Annotated in this window: 14 protein-coding genes and 1 other RNA gene; 7 read left to right on the top strand and 8 right to left on the bottom strand. The window is 65.6% G+C overall.

The genetic code is table 11. From position 1 onward, the window contains the following. Positions 1-52: 52 nt before the first annotated feature. The 3 genes from AC6LJW_RS10795 to wecB are packed head-to-tail and all read right to left on the bottom strand — an operon-like array spanning position 53 to position 5,163. On the bottom strand, positions 53-1,747 hold the full coding sequence (locus tag AC6LJW_RS10795; RefSeq protein WP_056567684.1) for a glycosyl transferase family protein: 1,695 nt from the start codon (positions 1,745-1,747) through the stop codon (positions 53-55). A gap of 12 nt (positions 1,748-1,759) precedes the next feature. Beyond that, positions 1,760-3,973: a cellulose biosynthesis cyclic di-GMP-binding regulatory protein BcsB gene (locus AC6LJW_RS10790; protein WP_498087228.1), complete on the bottom strand. Its 2,214-nt coding sequence runs from the start codon at positions 3,971-3,973 to the stop codon at positions 1,760-1,762. Positions 3,974-4,008: 35 nt separating this feature from the next. Continuing rightward, entirely contained in the window at positions 4,009-5,163 is a 1,155-nt protein-coding gene (wecB, locus tag AC6LJW_RS10785; RefSeq protein ID WP_056567679.1) for a non-hydrolyzing UDP-N-acetylglucosamine 2-epimerase, read from the bottom strand. A gap of 348 nt (positions 5,164-5,511) precedes the next feature. Here wecB and AC6LJW_RS10780 point away from each other — a divergent pair, with 348 nt between their 5' ends. The 4 genes from AC6LJW_RS10780 to AC6LJW_RS10765 all read left to right on the top strand — a co-directional run bounded on the left by AC6LJW_RS10780 (position 5,512) and on the right by AC6LJW_RS10765 (position 10,232). Further along, a complete protein-coding gene (locus tag AC6LJW_RS10780) occupies positions 5,512-6,105 on the top strand; it encodes a sigma-70 family RNA polymerase sigma factor (protein ID WP_056567677.1) in 594 nt (197 codons plus the stop codon). Between the two features lie 31 nt (positions 6,106-6,136). Further along, positions 6,137-7,147 (top strand): FecR domain-containing protein, encoded by a 1,011-nt coding sequence (locus AC6LJW_RS10775; RefSeq protein ID WP_498087227.1) that lies wholly within the window; start codon positions 6,137-6,139, stop codon positions 7,145-7,147. Between the two features lie 269 nt (positions 7,148-7,416). After that, positions 7,417-9,870, top strand: coding sequence for a TonB-dependent siderophore receptor (locus AC6LJW_RS10770; protein ID WP_427987176.1), 2,454 nt, complete (start codon positions 7,417-7,419; stop codon positions 9,868-9,870). A gap of 107 nt (positions 9,871-9,977) precedes the next feature. Continuing rightward, a complete protein-coding gene (locus AC6LJW_RS10765; RefSeq protein ID WP_498087226.1) occupies positions 9,978-10,232 on the top strand; it encodes a hypothetical protein in 255 nt (84 codons plus the stop codon). A 75-nt stretch (positions 10,233-10,307) separates the two neighbouring features. Here AC6LJW_RS10765 and ssrA read toward each other — a convergent pair. The 5 genes from ssrA to ompA all read right to left on the bottom strand — a co-directional run bounded on the left by ssrA (position 10,308) and on the right by ompA (position 14,496). After that, positions 10,308-10,696: a transfer-messenger RNA gene (gene ssrA / locus AC6LJW_RS10760) on the bottom strand. 89 nt (positions 10,697-10,785) lie between these two features. Next, a complete protein-coding gene (locus AC6LJW_RS10755) occupies positions 10,786-11,964 on the bottom strand; it encodes an MFS transporter (RefSeq protein WP_498087225.1) in 1,179 nt (392 codons plus the stop codon). Between the two features lie 402 nt (positions 11,965-12,366). Beyond that, a complete protein-coding gene (locus AC6LJW_RS10750; protein ID WP_056567664.1) occupies positions 12,367-13,041 on the bottom strand; it encodes an HAD-IA family hydrolase in 675 nt (224 codons plus the stop codon). After that, positions 13,038-13,766: a bifunctional 2-polyprenyl-6-hydroxyphenol methylase/3-demethylubiquinol 3-O-methyltransferase UbiG gene (gene ubiG / locus AC6LJW_RS10745; protein WP_056567660.1), complete on the bottom strand. Its 729-nt coding sequence runs from the start codon at positions 13,764-13,766 to the stop codon at positions 13,038-13,040. The genes AC6LJW_RS10750 and ubiG overlap by 4 nt, the downstream gene beginning before the upstream one ends. Before the next feature lie 148 nt (positions 13,767-13,914). Continuing rightward, a complete protein-coding gene (gene ompA / locus AC6LJW_RS10740; RefSeq protein WP_056322232.1) occupies positions 13,915-14,496 on the bottom strand; it encodes an outer membrane protein OmpA in 582 nt (193 codons plus the stop codon). A 412-nt stretch (positions 14,497-14,908) separates the two neighbouring features. On the opposite strand from ompA, the gene gyrA reads away from it, so the two are divergent. The 3 genes from gyrA to pheA are packed head-to-tail and all read left to right on the top strand — an operon-like array spanning position 14,909 to position 19,777. Further along, positions 14,909-17,569, top strand: coding sequence for a DNA gyrase subunit A (gene gyrA, locus AC6LJW_RS10735; RefSeq protein WP_498087224.1), 2,661 nt, complete (start codon positions 14,909-14,911; stop codon positions 17,567-17,569). Next, complete coding sequence (gene serC, locus AC6LJW_RS10730; protein WP_498087223.1) at positions 17,569-18,699, top strand: 3-phosphoserine/phosphohydroxythreonine transaminase; 1,131 nt, start codon at positions 17,569-17,571, stop codon at positions 18,697-18,699. Before gyrA ends, serC begins: the two co-directional genes overlap by 1 nt. Further along, on the top strand, positions 18,692-19,777 hold the full coding sequence (gene pheA, locus AC6LJW_RS10725; protein WP_056567654.1) for a prephenate dehydratase: 1,086 nt from the start codon (positions 18,692-18,694) through the stop codon (positions 19,775-19,777). The genes serC and pheA overlap by 8 nt, the downstream gene beginning before the upstream one ends. Positions 19,778-19,784: the final 7 nt, after the last annotated feature.

Below are 19,784 nucleotides of genomic sequence, written 5' to 3'. Positions count from 1 at the left end.
GCCCAGGCGCAGGCCAGGGCCGCGGACAGAACGAGCGAGCGAGGAAAGGACATCATGGGGTCGAAGGTTTGGTGTCGGGCGCGGCCGGCGGCTCGCCTTGTCCGGCCTGTTGAAATTGGATGGCTTCGTGCAGCGTGCCTTCGTCCAGCCAGCCCTGTTCCGTCAGGATCTGGCCCAGCGGCTTTTTCTCGCGCGCCTGGATCTCCAGCGCCTGCTCCAGCGTGGACTGGTCAATGGCTTGCCACGACAGCAGCAGCTCGCCCAGGCGTTGGCGCTGCTGCGCCAACTGATCGGTGGACGGGAAGTCGTGCATGGTCTTGTCCCACGCCAGCCGCTTGCCCGAGATCAGGTGGCCGATGAACAGCCGCCACGCTCGCGCCGCCGCCATGGCATTGATGAAGTTCCCGACGATCATCCGCGGAATCGACAGCAGCGCATGCTCCCAGCCGTACATCCGGCCGACGAAGTACGCGCGCTGCACCACGCGCAGCAGCAGCGCGACGGCATTGGCCCACATCAGTGTCACCAGCCAGCCGCCGGGCCGGAAGTACGAGGGGTAGTACACGGTCCACCAGCCAAACAGGTCGGCCAGATAAAAGACGAAGAAGTTGGCCAGCAGCACATAGGCCAGGATGGCGATGAAGGACGTCACCAAGCCCTTGCGATCGCGGAAAAGCAGGTATTTGGTCGCGAGCGACCCCGTCCAGCCCACCTGCTGCCAGCCCTGCAGCCCGATGCCCAGCGTCCAGCGGGCCTTTTGCCGGTAAGCGGTGCGGAAGGTGTTGGGAAAGTATTCGCGCACGCCCAGCGGCATGCGCAGGCGCGCGACCTGTTCCTTGCCCAGGCCGAACCACGATTGGCGCCGCGTCACGTACTCGACCGGGAACTTGCCGAAGATCTGGCGCATGCCGCGCTGGGCGAGCCGCGCGCCGATGTCGTAGTCCTCGGTCAGCGTGTCGGTGTTGAACGGCTGATTGTTCGTCTCGGCCGCCAGCTCCACCAGCGCGCGGCGCGAAAAGCACGTGCCCACGCCGGCCGACGGCACCATCTTCGACAGGCTCTCGCGCACCACCAGATCCTTGGTGTGCCACTCCGCGAATTCGTCCATGTAGGTGCCCGCCACCAGCTCGTACCAATGGCGCTCCAGCGACGTGACCGGCAACTGGATGAAGTCGATGCGCGGCAGCAGGTAGTTGTAGTACTTCAGCTCCAGCGGATGCAGCACGTCTTCGCTATCGTGCAGGATCACGCCGGCAAAGGGCACGGGCTGCTTGGCGTCCTGCGCAAAGATCGCCTGCACGATCCAGTTCAGGCAGTCGGCCTTGCAGGTCGGGCCATCATGCGGCACCTCCACGCGGACCAGTTGGCGGTAGCGCCGCCGCATCCGCTCCACTTCGTTGATCGTGCGCTCGTCGTTCTGGTAGGTGCCGGCAAAGATCATGTAGTTCTTGTATTCCAGCGTCGACACCATGGTTTCCAGCATCGACGCGATCACGTCGTACTCCAGCCAGGCCGGCACCATGATCGCAAGCGGCTGCTCTTCCTTGGCGCGGAGCTGCGCGGCGGTCAGCGGCGTGTAGCGGCGCTTGATGGTCAGCGACCGCCACAGCTCGCGCACCCAGTACCAGCCGTCGATGAACAGGTCATCCAGGCTGGACAGGAGGATGATCACGCCGACGACGGCGGTCACAACCTCCAGCCCGCGGTAGTAATCCGCGATCAGGTAGGGCCAGTAGAGCGAGGACATGACGCCGTGGCCTTATTGGGGATCCTTGCGCTTTCTGCGGCTGACGCGCATGGCAAAGATCAGGAACAGCAGCAGCACCAGCAGGCTGATGCTGATGGCCGGCACGCTCCACGAGATGTAGCGCCGCCACTCGAAGAAGGCGCTTTCTCCGGCGCCGGGCGGATGACTCGCGTCAGGATTGGCGCTGTCGATCCACGCAACAGGCCCCGCCGCGCCGATGATGGCGATGTTGCCGCGATTCAGCACAAAGGGCGCATCGGTCATGCCGGGCTGCTCGCCCAGCGTGTGCCACAGCACGCCGTCCTGGCCGCCCGCGCTGACGACTTCCGCAGTGCTCAGTTGCGTGAGTCCGGAGATGTCCAGCAACGTCGTGTCCTTGCCGGCCACCTGAAGCTGCTTGCGTGCCGTGACCTTGACGGCGGGCTTGGCGCCGTCGACCGGCAGCTCCATCGCCAGAAACGCGCGGGCGGGCTTGACGGCCTGGCCGGCGGGCGACACCGACAGCTCGGCGCGCGTGGCCGACACGCCGCTGGCCGCGGCGATGCCGATGACGCGCTTGATGTTGTCGGGCGCGTCGGCCAGATAGCTGTCCGGAATCAGCACCTGCGGCGACCCTGCCATCAGCGGCAAGAGGCCCACGAAGGTGCCGTCGGGCTGCGCCTTGCCGGGCTTCACGTAGCTGGTCGGCAGTACGTTCACGGGATAGCCCTGCGGAATCTCGTTGCAATCCACCGACACGGGTTGGCGCTGGAAGGTCACGCGCACCGCGTTCGTCACGCCCAGCGCATAGCCCGGCACGCGCGCCGTCAGCCGCTCGGGCCGGCCGTCGGCCTCCAGTTGCTTGGCGCCCAGCAGAATGCCGTTCCAGAAGACGGACGCCACCGGCCGCGTCGACGAGGCCCCGGGCGCCGCCGCCACATCCATGACCAGTTCATCCGGCACGCGGCCGTCGGTGGTCACGGCGGCCAGCGGGAACGACGCGTTCCAGTCGCCGCGCGCCACCACGTCGAAGCTCGCCGACGAGCCGCCGAGCGTCGACAGGCGCACGCCGCCATCCTGCATGGACTGCGGGGGGAGGGCGGTCTGCACCTGCACCTGGCGGCTGGCCAGGATGCGGCGCCAAGCCGAGTCGAAAACGCCGGCGCCTTGCGCGCCCGCGTCGGCCGCCACGGCAATCACCGCCTGACGGCCCAGGGACACCAGGCGGATCTCCTTGGACGCCAGGCCGGCGCCCGCCAGCGGCATGCGCTCTTGCCGCCAAGCCTTGAAGGCGTCCGCCGCATCGGGATCGGACGCAAGCTGCGCCTGCAACGCGTCCAGCGCGGCGTTGTATTGCGTGCTCAGTGCGGCATCGGCAATGACCACGTCCCCGGCAACGGCGGGCGCGCCCATCACCAGTAGGGCGCCGATCTCCGCAGGGTTGGCGAGCTTGTGCGTTTCCTTGCCGGCCAGCGCGGCAAATGCCGGCACCTGTCCCAGACCGGCCGGGGCCTGCAGACCGCGCGTGTCGACCTCTTCGCCCACCGCCGGGAAGGCCCTGACCGCCACGCGCTTGCCGCTGCGCTCCATTGCCACGCCCAGGCGCCAGGCGCTGTCGAAAGCCTGCTGGTCCAGCTTGCGGCTGGCGACCATCAGCACGGGTTTGCCGGGCAGCGAGCCCCAGGCATCGTCCAGGCTGTTGATCGCCGAGGCGTCATAGCGGTAGCTCAGCCGCGTCTGCGGCGAGATCGTCAGGGCATTGCCCGTGGCGCGGTTGCTTTCACAGTGGCGCAGCGCGATGTCGGACTGCCAGTCCACGCCCACGCGCAGGAATCCCGAATCGCGTGTGCGACGTTCCACGGCGAGCGTCCGGCTGGCCGAGCCTTCGCCATCGGCGATGCGCTGCGCGGTCTGCGGCACGCCGTCCAGCCACAGCACCATGCTGGTCCGGCCCGGTTCGCCCTTGGTGTAGCGCGCGTCGAAGTCCAGCCGCGCGTCCGTGACCGGCACGCCGCGCGGCACCGGCAGGTAAAACTCCTGCCGCGCATCGCTGTTGGACAGGACCACAGGCTCCTTGATGCCCAGGTCTTCCAGCGTGGTGCTGCGCGTCACCATGTCGTCGCTCTGCAGCCGGCGCAGCGCGTCGCCGGCCGGACTGGCCAGCGCGGCCAGCGGCGCCAGCAGCCCCGCCGCGACCAGGGCGCGGCACAACGTACGGACATCGGTGGCTAGTAAGGAGGAGGGCATGAAAGCTCCAGGCAAGATAGGCATCGCGTCAGAAGTCAGAGAGAGGAGGGGGCGGCGTGGGGCGAGAATTCCGATACGGCGCGGCCGCAGAGCGCATCGACAATGCGCTGGCTGGCCTTGCCGTCGCCGTACGGATTGATCCGCCGCGAGAAGGCCCCGTGCAGCGCGGGGTCATCGAGCAGGCGGTTGACCTCGGTGACGATGCGGCGCGTATCGGTGCCCACCAGCGCCACCGTGCCCGCGCGCACCGCTTCAGGCCGCTCGGTGACGTCGCGCATCACCAGCACGGGCTTGCCCAGATACGGCGCCTCTTCCTGAACCCCGCCCGAGTCGGTCAGGATCAGGTGCGAGCGCTGCATGAACCACACGAAATCCAGGTAATCCAGCGGGTCGATCAGGTGCACGTTGGGCAGTCCGGACAGCTCCGCCATCACGACGCCGCGCACCTGGGGATTCAGGTGGACCGGGTACACGATCTGCAGGTCCGCGCGCCGCGCCAGATCGGCCAGCGCCGCGCAGATATTGCGGAAGCCCTCACCAAAGCTCTCACGCCGGTGGCCCGTCACCAGCAGCAGCCGGCGGTTCGGATCCAGCCACGCGTAGCGGGTTTGCAGCATGCGGGTCAGTGCGCTGCCGGCGGTCAGCTTGGCGCATGTCATCGCCAGGGCGTCGATCACCGTATTGCCGGTCACCGTGATGCTGCCCGCCAGGTTTTCGCGCAAGAGATTGCCGCGCGACTCCGCGGTGGGCGCAAACAGCAGGTCGCCGATCGCGTCGACGACGCGCCGGTTCATTTCCTCGGGAAACGGCATCGCCAGGTTGCCGGTGCGTAGCCCGGCCTCGACGTGACCGATGCGCACGCGCCGGTGAAACGAAGCCAGCGCACACGCCGACGCCGTGCTCGTGTCGCCGTGCACCAGCACGCAATCCGGCTTCTCCGCCTCAAGCACGCCGTCCACGCGATTGATCAGGCGGGCGTACAGGCCGTTCAACGTCTGGTTGGGCACCATGATGTCCAGGTCGTGCTGCGCCTTCAATTCGAAGAGCGCCAGCACCTGGTCCAGCATTTCCCGGTGTTGCCCGGTTACGCAGACCACGCTCTGGATCTGCGGCTCGTTCTGCAACGCGGTGACCAGCGGGGCCATCTTGATGGCTTCGGGCCGCGTGCCGAATATCGACAAGACTTTCATGGCGGAATTGGCCCCCAGCGCCGGTGGCATTTTCGTGCGGCTATTTTGTCTTGAAAGCATTCGTAATATGTGTCGAAATATATCGAGCTTCTCGGGAGCCATTCGCTCCGTGGAGAACTCCTCGCGCAATAGCGCTGCAGGGGAGGCACGCGCTTTATCTGAAATTTGGGGTCAAATCAGGCGCGGCTGTTACAACTGCCAAGATAAAGCACGAAACAATAAATTTCCGTTATGAACGCAGGGCGTTGAATGCACCGCTTCATGCCCGCGGAAATGCCGCATTGCAAAACAGGGCCGTTGTGCGGATAATCACGAGTAATTCTTATTTAGATTTCCGGGCGTCCCAGGATGGCTCGAGGTCCTACTTCCGCCGTGGCCAGCGACACGCCGTCCTCACAAATCGAATCCCTGTACACCCACCATCACGGATGGCTTCATGGGTGGCTGCGCCGTCGCCTGGGCAATTCGTGTGACGCGGCCGACCTCGCGCACGACGCTTTCGTGCGCCTCATTCAGAAACCCCGCCGCTTCGACAGCGCGCCCGAGGCTCGGGCTTATCTGCGCGCCATGGCCAACGGCATGTGCGTGGACCTGTGGCGGCGCCGTCAGATCGAGCAGATGTGGCTGGAAGAGCTTGCCGCGCGGCCAGAGGCCCTGGCCCCGTCTGCCGAGCATCAGGTCATCGTCATCCAGGCATTGCTGGAAATCGACGGCATGCTGCGCAGCATGCCGGTGAAGGCCGCCAACGCATTCGTCATGGCGGTCGCCTGCGAGATGTCGGACAAGGAAGTGGCGCAGGAGCTGGGCGTGTCCACCCGGATGGTCCGCAAGTACGTCGCCCAAGCCATGCTGCACTGCCTGATGCTGGAAGCGCGGTCGGTGGTCACCGAACCGCCGATCCTTGTGCCTCCGGCCACGCCCGTGGGAACCGGTTCGGCATGACGCGCCCGGATATCCAGTCACGAGGCGCGGCATGACCTCCTTGCAATCCGCCGTCGAACCCACGCACCAGGCGCTTGAGCAGGCTGCCGAATGGTTTGCGCTGCTGCGCTCCGGCGAGGCCACGGCCGACGAGCGCCGGCGCTGGCAGAGCTGGCTTGAACGCGCGCAGGAGAATCGGACCGCCTGGAGCTACGTCGAGCGCATCAGCAGCCAATTCCAACCCGTCCAGTCCAGCCCCGGCCGCGACGCCGCGGCCAAGGGCTATTGCGCGGCCAATAGCCGCATGGCGCGGCGGCGTCAGATGCTGTTCGGCCTGGCGGCGCTGGCCGGCACGGGCCTGTCCGGTCTGGCGGCATGGCGCCTTACGCCCTTGCCCGGCGTGGTGCTGGCCTGGGCGGCCGATCACCGCAGCGCCACCGGTGAGGTCCGGCGCATCGAACTGGCCGACGGGTCCATCGTCTGGCTCGGCACCGGCAGCGCCTTCGACGAGGATTACAGCGATGGCCTGCGCCGGCTTCGCCTGTTGGCGGGCGAAATACTGATACAGACCGCGGCCGATCCCGCACGCCCGTTTGTCGTCGATACCCCGCAGGGTAGATTGCGCGCCCTCGGCACGCGATTCACGGTTCGGCTCGACGGCGACGAGACACTTGTGGCGGTCTACAAGGGCGCCGTCGAGGCCCGCACCGTCGTCACGGGCAGCATCCGCGTCGTGCAGACGGGCGAGCAGACGCGCTTCACCGACGCAACGCTGGCCGCTACGCAATCCGCCGACCCCGCGCGCGAAGCCTGGTCGCGCGGCATCCTGGTCACCAACAACACGCCGCTGGCGGACGTGGCCAGTGAACTGCAGCGCTATCGCGGCGGTGTGCTGCGCGTGGCGCCCGAGATCGCCAACCTGCCGGTCATCGGCAGTTATCCGGCCACCGACCCCGATCGGGCGCTGGCCATGCTCGAAGCCGTTCTGCCCATCCGCATCCAGCGGACCTTGCCGTGGTGGATCAGCATTCAGCCAAGAGGCGGTGCGCTCGACAGCCGTTGACGCGATCCTCACCTTTTCCCGCCACCCGCCCGTCCGCGCTGCATCGCGATTGGCGCGGCATCGCAAAAAATTCTTCCCCTCCCGGTTCCGCTTTTGAGGTTCTCGTTCGATTCCCCTAATGAGAGCGAATCCAATCGCACGGCTCGTCGATAAACCTCATCGGAACTCCGTTCGTCATGCCCCGTCATTCAGTCCTTGCCGCCCCGCGGCCGCCCCACTCATTCCGCCGCTCGGCGGGCAGATCCCGCCTGACCTGCACGGCGCGTCTCGTGCAATTGGCGATCGCGGGCGGCGTGGCGGTCCTGGCCGTCGACGCGCCGGACGCCGCAGCGCAGCCCGCGGCGGCTCAACAATCCGCCGCCGCCGCAACGCGGCATTACGACATTCCGGCTGGCCCGTTGAGCACGGTGCTCGCGCGCTTTGCCAGCGAATCGGGCGTGCTGGTCGCCGGCGCCGGCGAGCTTGCGCAGGGCAAGCAGAGCCCGGGCGTGTCGGGCGACCTGGACCCGCGCGCCGCGTTGAACGCCTTGCTGGCCGGCACCGGCCTGGCCGCGTCACCGGCAGATGGCGGCAGCTATGTGCTGCACCGCGCGGCGCCCGCCGGCGTCGCCACGCTGGCGCCCGTCACCGTGCAAGCCGACGGATTCGGCCCGACGGAGGGTTCGCACAGCTACGCCATGACCGGCCCCTTGTCCTTCGCCACCGGCCTGCCGCTCACGCAGCGCGAGACGCCGCAGACCATCAGCGTCATGACGCGCCAGCGCATCGAGGACGAGGGCGTCGACAGCATCGAGGCGCTGCTGGACCGCACCCCGGGCATTTCGGTGCAGAACATCGGCGCCAGCCGGTTCTCCGTGCTTTCGCGCGGCTACAACATCGACAACTACCAGTTCGATGGCGTCCTTACCGCGACCGACATCGTGTCGCAGAACATCCCGCAGAGCCAGACGGACCTGGCCATCTATGACCGGGTCGAAGTCCTGCGCGGCGCCACGGGCCTGATGACGGGCGCGGGCGATCCCTCGGGCACCGTCAACCTCATCCGCAAGAAGCCCACGCGCGAATTCCAGGGCTACGCCAGTCTGGGCGCAGGCACCTGGGGCCGCGGGCGCGGCGAACTGGACGTGGGCGGCCCGATCAACGACGCCGGCACCTTGCGCGGCCGTTTCGTCGCCGCGCACGAGCAGGGCAACACCTACATCGACTACTACAAGGAAAACAAGACGGTCCTCTACGGCGTGCTTGAGGCCGATCTCACGCCCAACACGCTGTTGACGGCGGGGCTGGACTACCAGAAGAACGATCCGCGCGGACAGTCGTCGACCGGCCTGCCGCTTTTCTACACCGACGGCCAGCAGACCGACTTCAAGGCGTCCGACAACGCGGGCGCACGCTGGAACACCAATGAAATCCAGGTCTACAACGCCTTCCTGAACCTCGAGCACAAGTTCGCCAACGACTGGAAGCTCAAGTTCTCGGGCAACTACCTGTATGGCGAGCGCGAGTTCTCATCCGCGAACGCGAGCTGGGGCTTCGTCGAACGCAACACGGGCGACGGCGTGCAGTTTTACGGCGGCCTGGGCAGCGCCCGCCAGCGCCAGTCCGGTTTCGACGTGCAGGCGGCCGGACCGTTCGAGCTCTGGGGCAGAAAGCACGAGTTCGTCGTGGGCATGAACTGGGCGGAATTCAAGAACTACCACGAGCCGATGTCCGGCGCCGGCATCGAAGGTCGCCCGGTCAACGTCTACGACTGGGATAACGAAACCGCAGGGCCCACCGTGACGGGCCAGAAGCTCATGGACTACGACGGCTGGCAAAAGCAGCAGGGCGTCTATTCCGCGCTGCGCCTGAAACCCACGGACGATCTCGCCGTCATCGTGGGCGCGCGCGTCAGCAACTACCGCTACAAGCTCTCGCAGATCTACACGTCGCCCGCGCTGGCGCGGAACAACAAGATCACAGAGATGAGCGAAAGCGGCGTCGTCACGCCCTACGCGGGCGTCGTCTACGACCTGAACGACCAGCATTCCGTCTACGCCAGCTACACCAGCATCTTCAAGCCGCAAAGCGCCCGCGATCGCGACGGCAACGTGCTGGACCCGCGCACCGGCGACAACTACGAAATCGGCTTGAAGAGCGACTACTTCGGCGGCCGCCTGAGCAGCGCCATCGCGCTCTATCAGATCCGCCAGGACAACCTCGCCGAAGTCGACGAAGGTCAGTTCGTGCCCGGCACCGTGCGAGAGCCGGCGTACCGTGCCGTCAGCGGCGCCAAAACGTCGGGCCTGGATGTCGAGCTCAACGGCGAACTGGCCCCCGGCTGGCAAGCCGCGCTGAGCTACAGCTACAGCATCACCAAGGACGGCGAGGGCGGGACCATCCGCACCATCTTCCCGCGCCACATGGCCAAGCTGTGGACCACCTACCGCCTGCCCGGCGACTGGCACCGCCTGACGGTGGGCGGCGGCGTCAACTGGCAGAGCCGCATCTACTACAGCGCCACCACCTGGTCCTTGCCGGGCGTCACTCTCAAGGGCGAGCAGCCCGCCTACGCCGTCGCCAACCTGATGGCGCGCTACGACTTCAACCGCCAGTTGTCGGCCACGCTGAATCTGAACAACGTGTTTGACAAGAAATACCTGCAGGGTCTGGACACGACTTTCTACACCGGCATCTACGCGCCGACGCGCCACGCGATGCTGACGTTGAAGTACCAGTTCTGAAGCGGGGGCGGGGCAGGCTGACGCCGGCAGCCCAATGCGAGTAAGGTACGGGGAAGGCCTTATCGCCCGGCACGCCGGCCTGTGCCGCCAGCAGGAACTTGAACACCATGAAGATTCATCACGCAGCGCTGCGCCTCGTCCTCGCCGGGGCAGCCATCGCGTCCCTCGCCGCCTGCGCGGATACGCCGCAGCAACCGCGAGGCAACGTGGACTACCGCAGCCGGCCGCTGGATTCGCCGGCGCCGTCGAACGCCAATACCAACCCGTCGGGTCAGCGCCTGACGATCCAGTCGGGCGAGGGCGAACGCCTGAATCTGCCGTGGTTTATCGAGGGCGCGCAGGACTGGGTCAACCGGCAGTGATCCAGACGAAAAAAATCCTCAAGGGTCTGCACCCTTGAGGATTTTTGGTTTCAGCTGACGTTGCTGAACGGAATTTGGTGGAGCCGGGGGGAATTGAACCCCCGTCCGCAAGCCCTCCGCAACCAGTTCTACATGCGTAGTCGATTTATTTGGTTTTAACTTTGGACTTAGCCAACCGACAGGCCGGACCAAAGCGATTCACGTAATTTAAATCTGAGCCGTGTGACCCCAGCGCAGATCGATTCCTTGTGAATGTCGCTGCTGCGGTTCGAGGGTTACCCCCCTAGGAAGTTGCCTTCCTCCGCCTGACCCAAGGACAGATCAGTGCAGCGGCTCACCGCTTAAGCGGCGAGAGCGAAACGCTCGTCGTTGGCGTTTGTAGTGTTCCAGTGGTTTAACGAGCGTACTGGTGCTCGGCATGCCCTGAGTTGTTTCGCGACCCACGTCGAATCCGGATCGGCCCCAAGACCTTGCATTGTACTGCAAATGCAGTCGCCTGCCATTCTGCAAATCCAGGCGGTCAAAGCGTGGCTGGGACGAGACAGACATCGCGTCAGGCCGCGTTGGCGCACGCCGTCTTGGACTGGCGCCGGCCGCGCGACGCCGCCATCATCAGCGCGGCCAAGCCCACGGAAATCGCCACGATGACGGCCGCGGCGCCGCCGAGCGTCGCCAGGCCGTAGTGGTCGATGACGTGCCCGCCAACCACCGCGCCCAGGCCGATACCGATGTTCGCGCCGGAGATGTTCAGGGACGCGGCAAACGCGGGCGCCTCGGGGGCGGACTTCATCAGCCGCACGTGGCAAACGATGAACAGCGCGGCCTGGGCGATGCCCCAGGTTCCCAGCGCGACAGCCAGCAGGCCGTGCGACTGCATGACCGGCGCGACGAACGCCAATCCAACGGCCATCAGCGACGAGAACAGCGCCGTGGCGCCGAGCGGGCTGCGGTCCACGAGGCGTCCGCCCAGCGTGTTGCCCACCAGTCCGACGGCGCCGAACGCCATCATCGTCCAGCCGACGGTCTTGCCGTCGAACCCGCCCAGCCGCTCCAGCATGTCCGCCAAATAGGTATAGGCGGTGAACATGCCGGTGAACACGAGCAGCGACAGCAGCACGTGGCTCACCACCATGGGATTGCGCAGGATGCGCAGTTGCGTGACGAGGCGCACGCTGTCGGCGCGGATGCGCGTGCTCGGGAAGGTCAGGAACAGGAGCAGGGCCTTGGCAAACGCCACCACCGACAGCACCCAGAACGCGGCGCGCCATCCGAACGCGTCCGAGATCAGCACACCGATCGGAATGCCGAACACCGTGGCGGCCACGATGCCGAACGCCACCGTCGAAATGGCGCGTCCGGCGCGCGCGGGACCCACCAGTTCGACGGCGGTGGCGCTAGCCAGCGACCAGAACACGGGCAAGGCCAGCGCCGGCACAAAGCGGGCGATCGCCATGACCCAGATATTGGGCGCCACGGCCGCCAGCGCATTGGACAGGCCGAACAGCACCAACACCCCTATGAATAGGCGCTTGCGCTCCATGTTGGCCATCAAGGCGGTGAGCAGGGGGCCGGTCGCCGCTACCGTGAAGGCAAAAAGCGTCACCAAGAGGCCTGCCTGGGATACGGTCACGTCCAGGTCGCGGGCAAGGCCGGGCAGCAGGCCCACGATCAGGAACTCGGTGGTCAGAATGGTGAAGCCGGCGGCGGAAAGTAGCAGGATGGGCAAAAGCATAGGCATTCCTTGGACGCGAGGCCGGGTGGCGCCGCGCGGGCAGGGAGTTGAAGGCGAGGTCAAAAGGTCTGGCGTGTGCCGCGTCAATGTGACGGGGCACGGTGCGGCGGGACGCGCAGGTCCGCCAGCACGGAGATGTCGTTACGGCCCGCAGGGACAGCAACGCCGGCATGCGCCGGAAACGGGGCGATCCGGACCACCCGGATCGCGATGCACGGTTCACACTTTAGGGGAGTTCGCGGGCTGGATAAACCCCCGGCATCCGGATAGATTGTTCGGTTAGCCGCACTAATGGAGCCGAATAATCGCGGGCAGCAGCGGTGCAATCAGCGAGGATGCCGTTCAGGAAAAATCGGCATGGCCGCCGGCGGGACGGGCCGGTCGGCGGCCCGTGTTCCGCACTCAGCGTAGGTCGCGGGGCAGCAGCGGTTCGATGGCGGACCACAATTCCGCCGGCGAATTGGCGCAGGTTTCCGCCTGCCAGGCAATGACGTTGTCGTCTTCGCCGACATAGCCATAGGCCGCGGCCACGGCGGGCATGCCCGCGGCGTGGGCCGCCTGAATATCGCGCAGGTCATCGCCAACGTAGACACAACGATCGGTCCCAAAGCCCGCTTCGCGCGCGGCGTGCTGCAAGGGCAGGGGGTGCGGCTTGGCGTGGGCGGTGGTGTCGCCGCAGACCAGCACGGCGCTGTCGCGCGTCAGGTCCAGGAATTCGACGATGGGCAAGGTCAGGTAGGTGACCTTGTTGGTGACGATGCCCCAGGACATGCCACGGTTGCGGATATCGGCCAGCAGGTCTTCGATTCCGGGGAACAACTTGCTGTGCACCGTCGAACTGGCGGCGTAGTCTTCCAGGAACTGCAGGCGGGTGGGCTCGTAGTCCGGATGGCCCGGTTGCAGGTCCAGTGCAACGCGCAACAGTCCGCGCGCGCCCTGGGATGCCACGGGGCGCAGCGCTTCGTATGCCATCGGCTCCAGGCCGCGGCGGGTGCGCTGACGGTTCGCGGCGGCTGCCAGGTCGGGGGCGGTGTCGGCCAGGGTGCCGTCGAAATCGAACAGAATCAGGGCGCTCATTTACGGGTAGCCATTAGATAGTTGACCGAAGTGTCGGAAGACAGCGAGTAGATCTGGGTGATCGGGTTGTATTCCATGCCGCGCATGCTCACCGGCTCAAGGGCGGCGCCGCGCGCCGCCGCCGACAGCTCGCTCGGCTTGATGAACTGGTCATAGGTATGGGTGCCACGGGGCAGGAGGCGCAGAACGTACTCCGCGCCGATGATCGCGAACACGAAGGACTTGGCGTTGCGGTTCAATGTGGAAAAGAACACCCAGCCGCCGGGCTTTACCAGGGTCGAGCAGGCGCGCACGATCGATGCCGGATCCGGCACGTGCTCCAGCATTTCCATGCAGGTCACCACGTCGTACTGGCCCGGCTGCTCGGCAGCCAGTTCCTCGACGGGCACCTTGCGGTACTCCACCTTCACGCCCGATTCCAGGCCATGCAGGCGCGCGATCTTCAGGGATTTGTCGGCCAGGTCGATGCCGGTCACGTCGGCGCCGCTACGGGCCATGGCTTCCGACAGGATGCCGCCGCCGCAACCCACGTCCAGCACTTTGCGGCCGGCCAGGCTGCCCGCGCATTCCTGAATCCATTCCAGCCGCAGGGGATTGATGGCGTGCAGCGGCTTGAACTCGCTTTCGGGGTCCCACCAGCGGCTGGCCAGGGCGCTGAACTTGTCGATTTCGGCCTGATCGGCGTTGACGGAGGCTTGCGCGGTGTCGTGAGTTTGCGTGTTCATGGGCGGTCCGGCGTAAGGCTGCTCTATATATAGAGGGGTCCAGCGCGCTAGGCGAGGAGGGGGCTCGCCGATGCACCAGATGGGTGCATCGCAGGCGAAAAAAAGGGCCTCGCTATGCGAGGCCCCCTTATTGTAGCTAGTCCGGCAATTACTTGCGGCTACCCACGATTTCGATCTCAACGCGACGGTTCTGGGCGCGGCCTTCCTTCGTCTTGTTGGAAGCGATCGGCTGCAGTTCGCCCTTGCCTTCCGTATAGATACGGTTGGGGTCGATGCCCAGGCTGACCAGGTAAGCCTTAACCGAAGCGGCGCGGCGCTCGGACAGCTTCTGGTTGTACTGTTCGGTACCGATCGAGTCGGTGTGGCCGACGGCGATGATGGTTTCCAGATCGATGGTGCTGGCTTGCTGAGCGACTTGCTGCAGCAGCTGGCGGCCTTCGGGCTTCAGGGTCGACTTGTCGAAGTCGAAGAACGTGTCAGCATTGAACACGACCTTTGCCGCCATCGGGGCCGGCTTCGCCTTCTGTTGAGCAACCGGGACGCCGTCGCAACCGGGGATACCGGTGGCCGGGGTCCAGAAGGCATCGCGCCAGCACAGTTCGTTCGTGCCGTTCTTCCAAACGTTACCGAACGGGTTGCGCCAGTTGTCCACGGTTTGCGCGGAAGCTACACCAGAGGCCGTGACGGCGGCGAAGGCGAGCGCCAGAGCGAATTTGGAGGGTTTGTTCATGTTTCTCCTCGTTGAGCTTGAAGCTGGATAAGTGACTCGCAGCGAACCCCCGCCGCATATCAGGAAAACGGGGCCAGTATAGCAACGCCAAGAGCTGGTTCAAAGGAATAGCTACTGGGTTTCCTGCGTGCTGGAAACAATCTTAAGGCATTTGGGGGCCTTTGGCTTCCCTGGACAGGCGCATTAATGCTGGATATGACGTTTTCGGCACTCCTGCCGTTTCCCATGTTGGTTTTTGACAACAGGGCTGCAGGGCGCGGATGGGCGTGGTCGGGCGGCGTTTCTGGTCGATCCGTTGCGGCCCGCTTGCGGAGCCTTGGGGCGGCCCATCGGACCGGTCCCTCAATCGAATGATAGAATTTCCTGTTTACCCGGCTCGGGTTCCTCCTTACACGGTTCTGTCGTTATATATATGGATTCCTTTGCCAAGGAGACGCTTCCGGTATCGCTGGAAGAAGAGATGCGCCGCAGTTACCTCGATTACGCGATGAGCGTGATCGTTGGTCGGGCGCTACCGGATGTGCGGGACGGCTTGAAGCCCGTCCACCGGCGCGTGCTCTACGCGATGCACGAGCTGAACAACGATTGGAATCGCGCCTATAAGAAGTCGGCGCGTATCGTCGGGGACGTCATCGGTAAGTACCACCCCCACGGCGACCAGTCCGTTTACGACACCATTGTCCGCATGGCGCAGGATTTCTCCATGCGCTATATGCTGGTCGACGGCCAGGGCAACTTCGGTTCCATCGACGGCGATAACGCCGCGGCGATGCGTTACACCGAAATCCGCCTGGCCAAGATCGCCCACGAGCTTTTGGCCGACATCGACCAGGAAACCGTCGATTTCGGGCCCAACTACGACGGCAGCGAGCAGGAACCGCTGCTGCTGCCGTCGCGCCTGCCCAACCTGCTGGTCAACGGCAGCTCCGGCATCGCGGTGGGCATGGCTACCAACATTCCGCCGCACAACCTCCAGGAAGTGGTCGACGGCTGCCTGTACTGCCTGCGCAATCCGGCGTGCACGGTCGATGAGCTGATCGAGCTCATCCCGGCGCCGGACTTCCCCACGGGCGGCATCATTTACGGCATGTCCGGCGTGCGGGAAGGCTATCGCACGGGTCGCGGCCGCGTCATCATGCGCGCCAAGACGCACTTCGAAGACATGGAGAAGGGCAATCGCCAGGCGATCGTGATCGACGCGATTCCCTACCAGGTCAACAAGAAGACGCTGCAGGAACGCATTGCGGAGCTGGTCAACGACAAGAAGATCGAAGGCATTTCGGACATCCGCGACGAGTCGGACAAGGACGGCATGCGCCTTGTCATCGAGCTCAAGCGCGGTGAAGTGCCTGAGGTCGTGCTGAACAACCTCTACAAGAACACCCAGCTGCAGGACACCTTCGGGATGAACCTGGTGGCGCTGGTCGACGGCCAGCCCCGCCTGCTCAACCTGAAGCAGATGATCGACTACTTCCTGCAGCATCGCCGGGAAGTGGTCACGCGCCGCACGGTGTTCCAGTTGCGCAAGGCCCGCGAGCGCGGCCACGTGCTGGAAGGCCTGGCGGTGGCGCTGGCCAACATCGACGATTTCATCGCGATCATCAAGGCGGCCCCGACTCCGCCGGTCGCCCGTCAGGAATTGATGGCGAAGTCCTGGGACTCGTCGCTGGTGCGCGAAATGCTGTCGCGCGCCGATGGCGACACGCCTGGCGGCCGCGCGGCCTTCCGCCCGGACGACCTGGGCGTCGAGTTCGGTCTTCAGGGCGACGGCATGTATCGCCTGAGCGATACGCAGGCTCAGGAAATCCTGAACATGCGCCTGCAACGCCTGACCGGGCTGGAGCAGGACAAGATCGTCGGCGAGTACAAGGACATCATGTCCACGATCGCCGACCTGCTCGACATCCTGGCCCGTCCCGAGCGCATCACGTCCATCATCAGTGAAGAGCTGCAGGCCATCAAGGCCGAGTTCTCGACTGGCGCCAAGGATTCGCGCCGTTCGGAAATCGAACTGAACGCGACGGAACTCGATACCGAAGACCTGATCACGCCGACCGACATGGTCGTGACGTTGTCGCACGGCGGCTACATCAAGAGCCAGCCGCTGTCCGAATACCGCTCGCAAAAGCGTGGCGGACGCGGCAAGCAGGCGACGGCCATGAAGGAAAACGACTGGATCGACCAGCTCTTCATTGCCAACACGCACGACTTCCTGCTGTGCTTCTCGAACCGCGGCCGCGTGTACTGGCTGAAGGTCTGGGAAGTGCCGCAGGGCACGCGCAATTCGCGCGGCAAGCCCATCGTCAACATGTTCCCGCTGGCCGACGGCGAGAAGATCACGGTGGTGCTGCCGGTCAAGGAATTCAGTGAAGACCACTTCGTCTTCATGGCGACCTCGCGCGGCACGGTCAAGAAGACCCCGCTGTCCGACTTCTCCAACCCGCGCAAGGCCGGCATCATCGCCGTCGACCTCGACGATGGCGACTACCTGATCGGCGCTGATCTCACCGACGGCAAGCACGATGTCATGCTGTTCTCGGACGCAGGCAAGGCCGTGCGCTTCGACGAAAACGACGTGCGCCCGATGGGCCGCAACGCCCGCGGCGTGCGCGGCATGATGCTCGAGGACACGCAGACGGTCATCGCGCTGCTGGTCGCCGGCGACGAGACGCAGACGGTGCTGACCGCCACGGAAAATGGCTACGGCAAGCGCACGCCGATCGCGGAGTACACGCGCCACGGCCGCGGCACGAAGGGCATGATCGCCATCCAGACCACTTCGCGCAACGGCAAGGTGGTGGGCGCGGTGCTGGTCACGCCTACCGATGAAATCATGCTCATCACCACCGGCGGCGTTCTGGTGCGCACCCGCGTCGCGGAAATCCGCGAAATGGGCCGCGCGACGCAGGGCGTCACGCTGATCAACGTCGACGACGGCAGCACGCTGTCCGGCGTGCGCCGTGTCGTCGAAAGCGATGCGGACGATGATGGCGAGCTGGACGAAGACGGCCAGCAGACCGGTGGCGACGACAGCAGCGACGCAGCAGATTCGACGGAACCTACGGAGCAATAATGGCCCGCCCCTGGAACTTCTCGGCTGGCCCCTCGGTCTTGCCCGAGGTGGTGCTGCAGCAAGCCGCTGCAGAAATGCTGGACTGGCACGGCAGCGGCATGTCCGTGATGGAAATGAGCCATCGCGGCAAGCATTTCGTGCAGATCTGCGATGAAGCAGAGTCCGATCTGCGTGACTTGCTGGGCCTGCCGGCCGACTACGCCGTCATGTTCATGCAAGGCGGCGGTTCCGGGGAAAACGCCATCGTCCCAATGAATCTCATGGGACGCCGCGGCGCGCCCGCCGCGGATTTCGTCGTGACGGGCCATTGGTCCAAGCGTTCGTACAAGGAAGCCGGCCGCTACGGCAGCACGCACATCGCGGCCAGTTCCGACCACGCCACCCAGATCGACGGCCGCGAGCAGGGGCCGCTGACCTGGGTGCCGCCCGCCAACACCTGGCAGGTGCGCAAGGAATCTGCCTACCTGCACCTGTGCAGCAACGAAACCATCGGCGGCGTCGAGTTTCTGGACTGGCCTGACACCGCCGATCTCGGCGCGCCCGACGTGCCGCTGGTCATCGATGCCTCGTCGCATTTCCTGTCGCGCCCGATGGACGTGTCGCGCTGCGGCATGATGTACGCCGGCGCGCAAAAGAACGCCGGCCCGGCCGGCGTCACCATGGTCATCGCGCGCCGCGACCTGATTGGGCAAGCCTTGCCGATCTGCCCCTCGGCGTTTGATTACGCCAACGTGGCGGCCGAACACTCGCGCTACAACACCCCGCCCACCTTTGCGATCTACATCGCGGGGCTGGTGTTCAAGTGGGTCAAGGCCAACGGCGGCGTGGCCGGCATGGAAGCGGCCAACAAGGCCAAGGCCGATCTGCTGTACGGCTACCTGGACAGCACTGGTTTCTACCGCAACCCCATCCACGCACCCGTGCGTTCGCGCATGAACGTGCCGTTCGTGCTGCATGACGAGTCGCTCAACGACGCCTTCCTGAAGGGCGCCGAGGCAGCGGGCCTCACGCAGTTGAAGGGCCACAAGAGCGTGGGCGGCATGCGCGCCTCCATCTACAACGCGCTGCCGCTCGAAGGGGTGACGGCGCTGGTCGAGTACCTGAAGGAATTTGAGCGCCGCCATGGATGACGAGCTGCAGCGCAAGCTGCTTCCCCTGCGCAAGCGCATCGATGACCTCGATGCGCAGATCCTTGATCTTCTATCGCAGCGCGCGCGCGCCGCGCTGGAAGTGGGCGAGGCCAAGCATGCCGCGCACGCCGATGGCCCGGTGCTTCGCCCCGAGCGCGAGGCCGAGGTCATCCGCCGCCTGCAGCAGATCAATCCTGGTCCGTTTCCGAACGCCGGCGTGGCGTCGGTCTGGACCGAAATCATCTCCGCCTGCCGGGGCTTGGAACGCGGCATGACGGTCGCATTCCTGGGGCCGCAGGGTTCGTTCTCGGAACAGGCCGCGCTGGAGCATTTTGGCCATGCGGTCCAGAAGCTGCCTTGCGCCTCGTTCGACGAGGTGTTCCGGGCCGTCGAGGCCGGCCAGGCAGACGTGGGCATGGTGCCAGTGGAGAACTCCACCGAAGGCGCCGTCAACCGCAGCCTGGACCTGCTGTTGAACACCCCGGTCAAGATTCTGGGCGAGCGTTCGCTCGTCATTCGTCATTGCCTGATGTCGCAATCGGGCGGCATGGACGGCATCAAGACCATTTCCGCGCACCCGCAGGCGCTGGCCCAGTGCCAGGGCTGGTTGACGCGCAACTATCCCGACGTCGAACGCGTGGCCGCGGCCAGCAATTCCGAGGCGGCGCGCGCTGCCGCGTCGGATGCGAGCATTGCCGCCATTGCCGGCGAAGTGGCCGCGCCCGCCTGGAACCTGCAGATCGTCGCCGCCGGCATCCAGGACGACCCGCACAACCGCACCCGCTTCCTGGCGATCGGCAACATCGAGCCGCTGGTTAGCGGCAAGGACAAGACCAGCCTGATTCTCGCAGTGCCGAACCGCGCGGGCGCCGTCTATGAAATGCTGGCGCCTCTGGCCGCGAACGGCGTGTCGATGACGCGTTTCGAGTCGCGCCCCGCCCGCACCGGCCAGTGGGAATACTATTTCTACGTCGACGTCCTGGGACATCGGAACGACCCGAACGTCGAGCGCGCCCTGGCGGCCTTGCAGGCGCAGGTTGCCTACCTCAAAGTGCTGGGCTCGTACCCGGCGCAGTGACCCCCTC

Source organism: Achromobacter sp. 1012554356, assembly GCF_059760815.1.
Note: the sequence above shows the minus strand (reverse complement) of the source record. Positions and strands in the feature narration are given on the sequence as shown.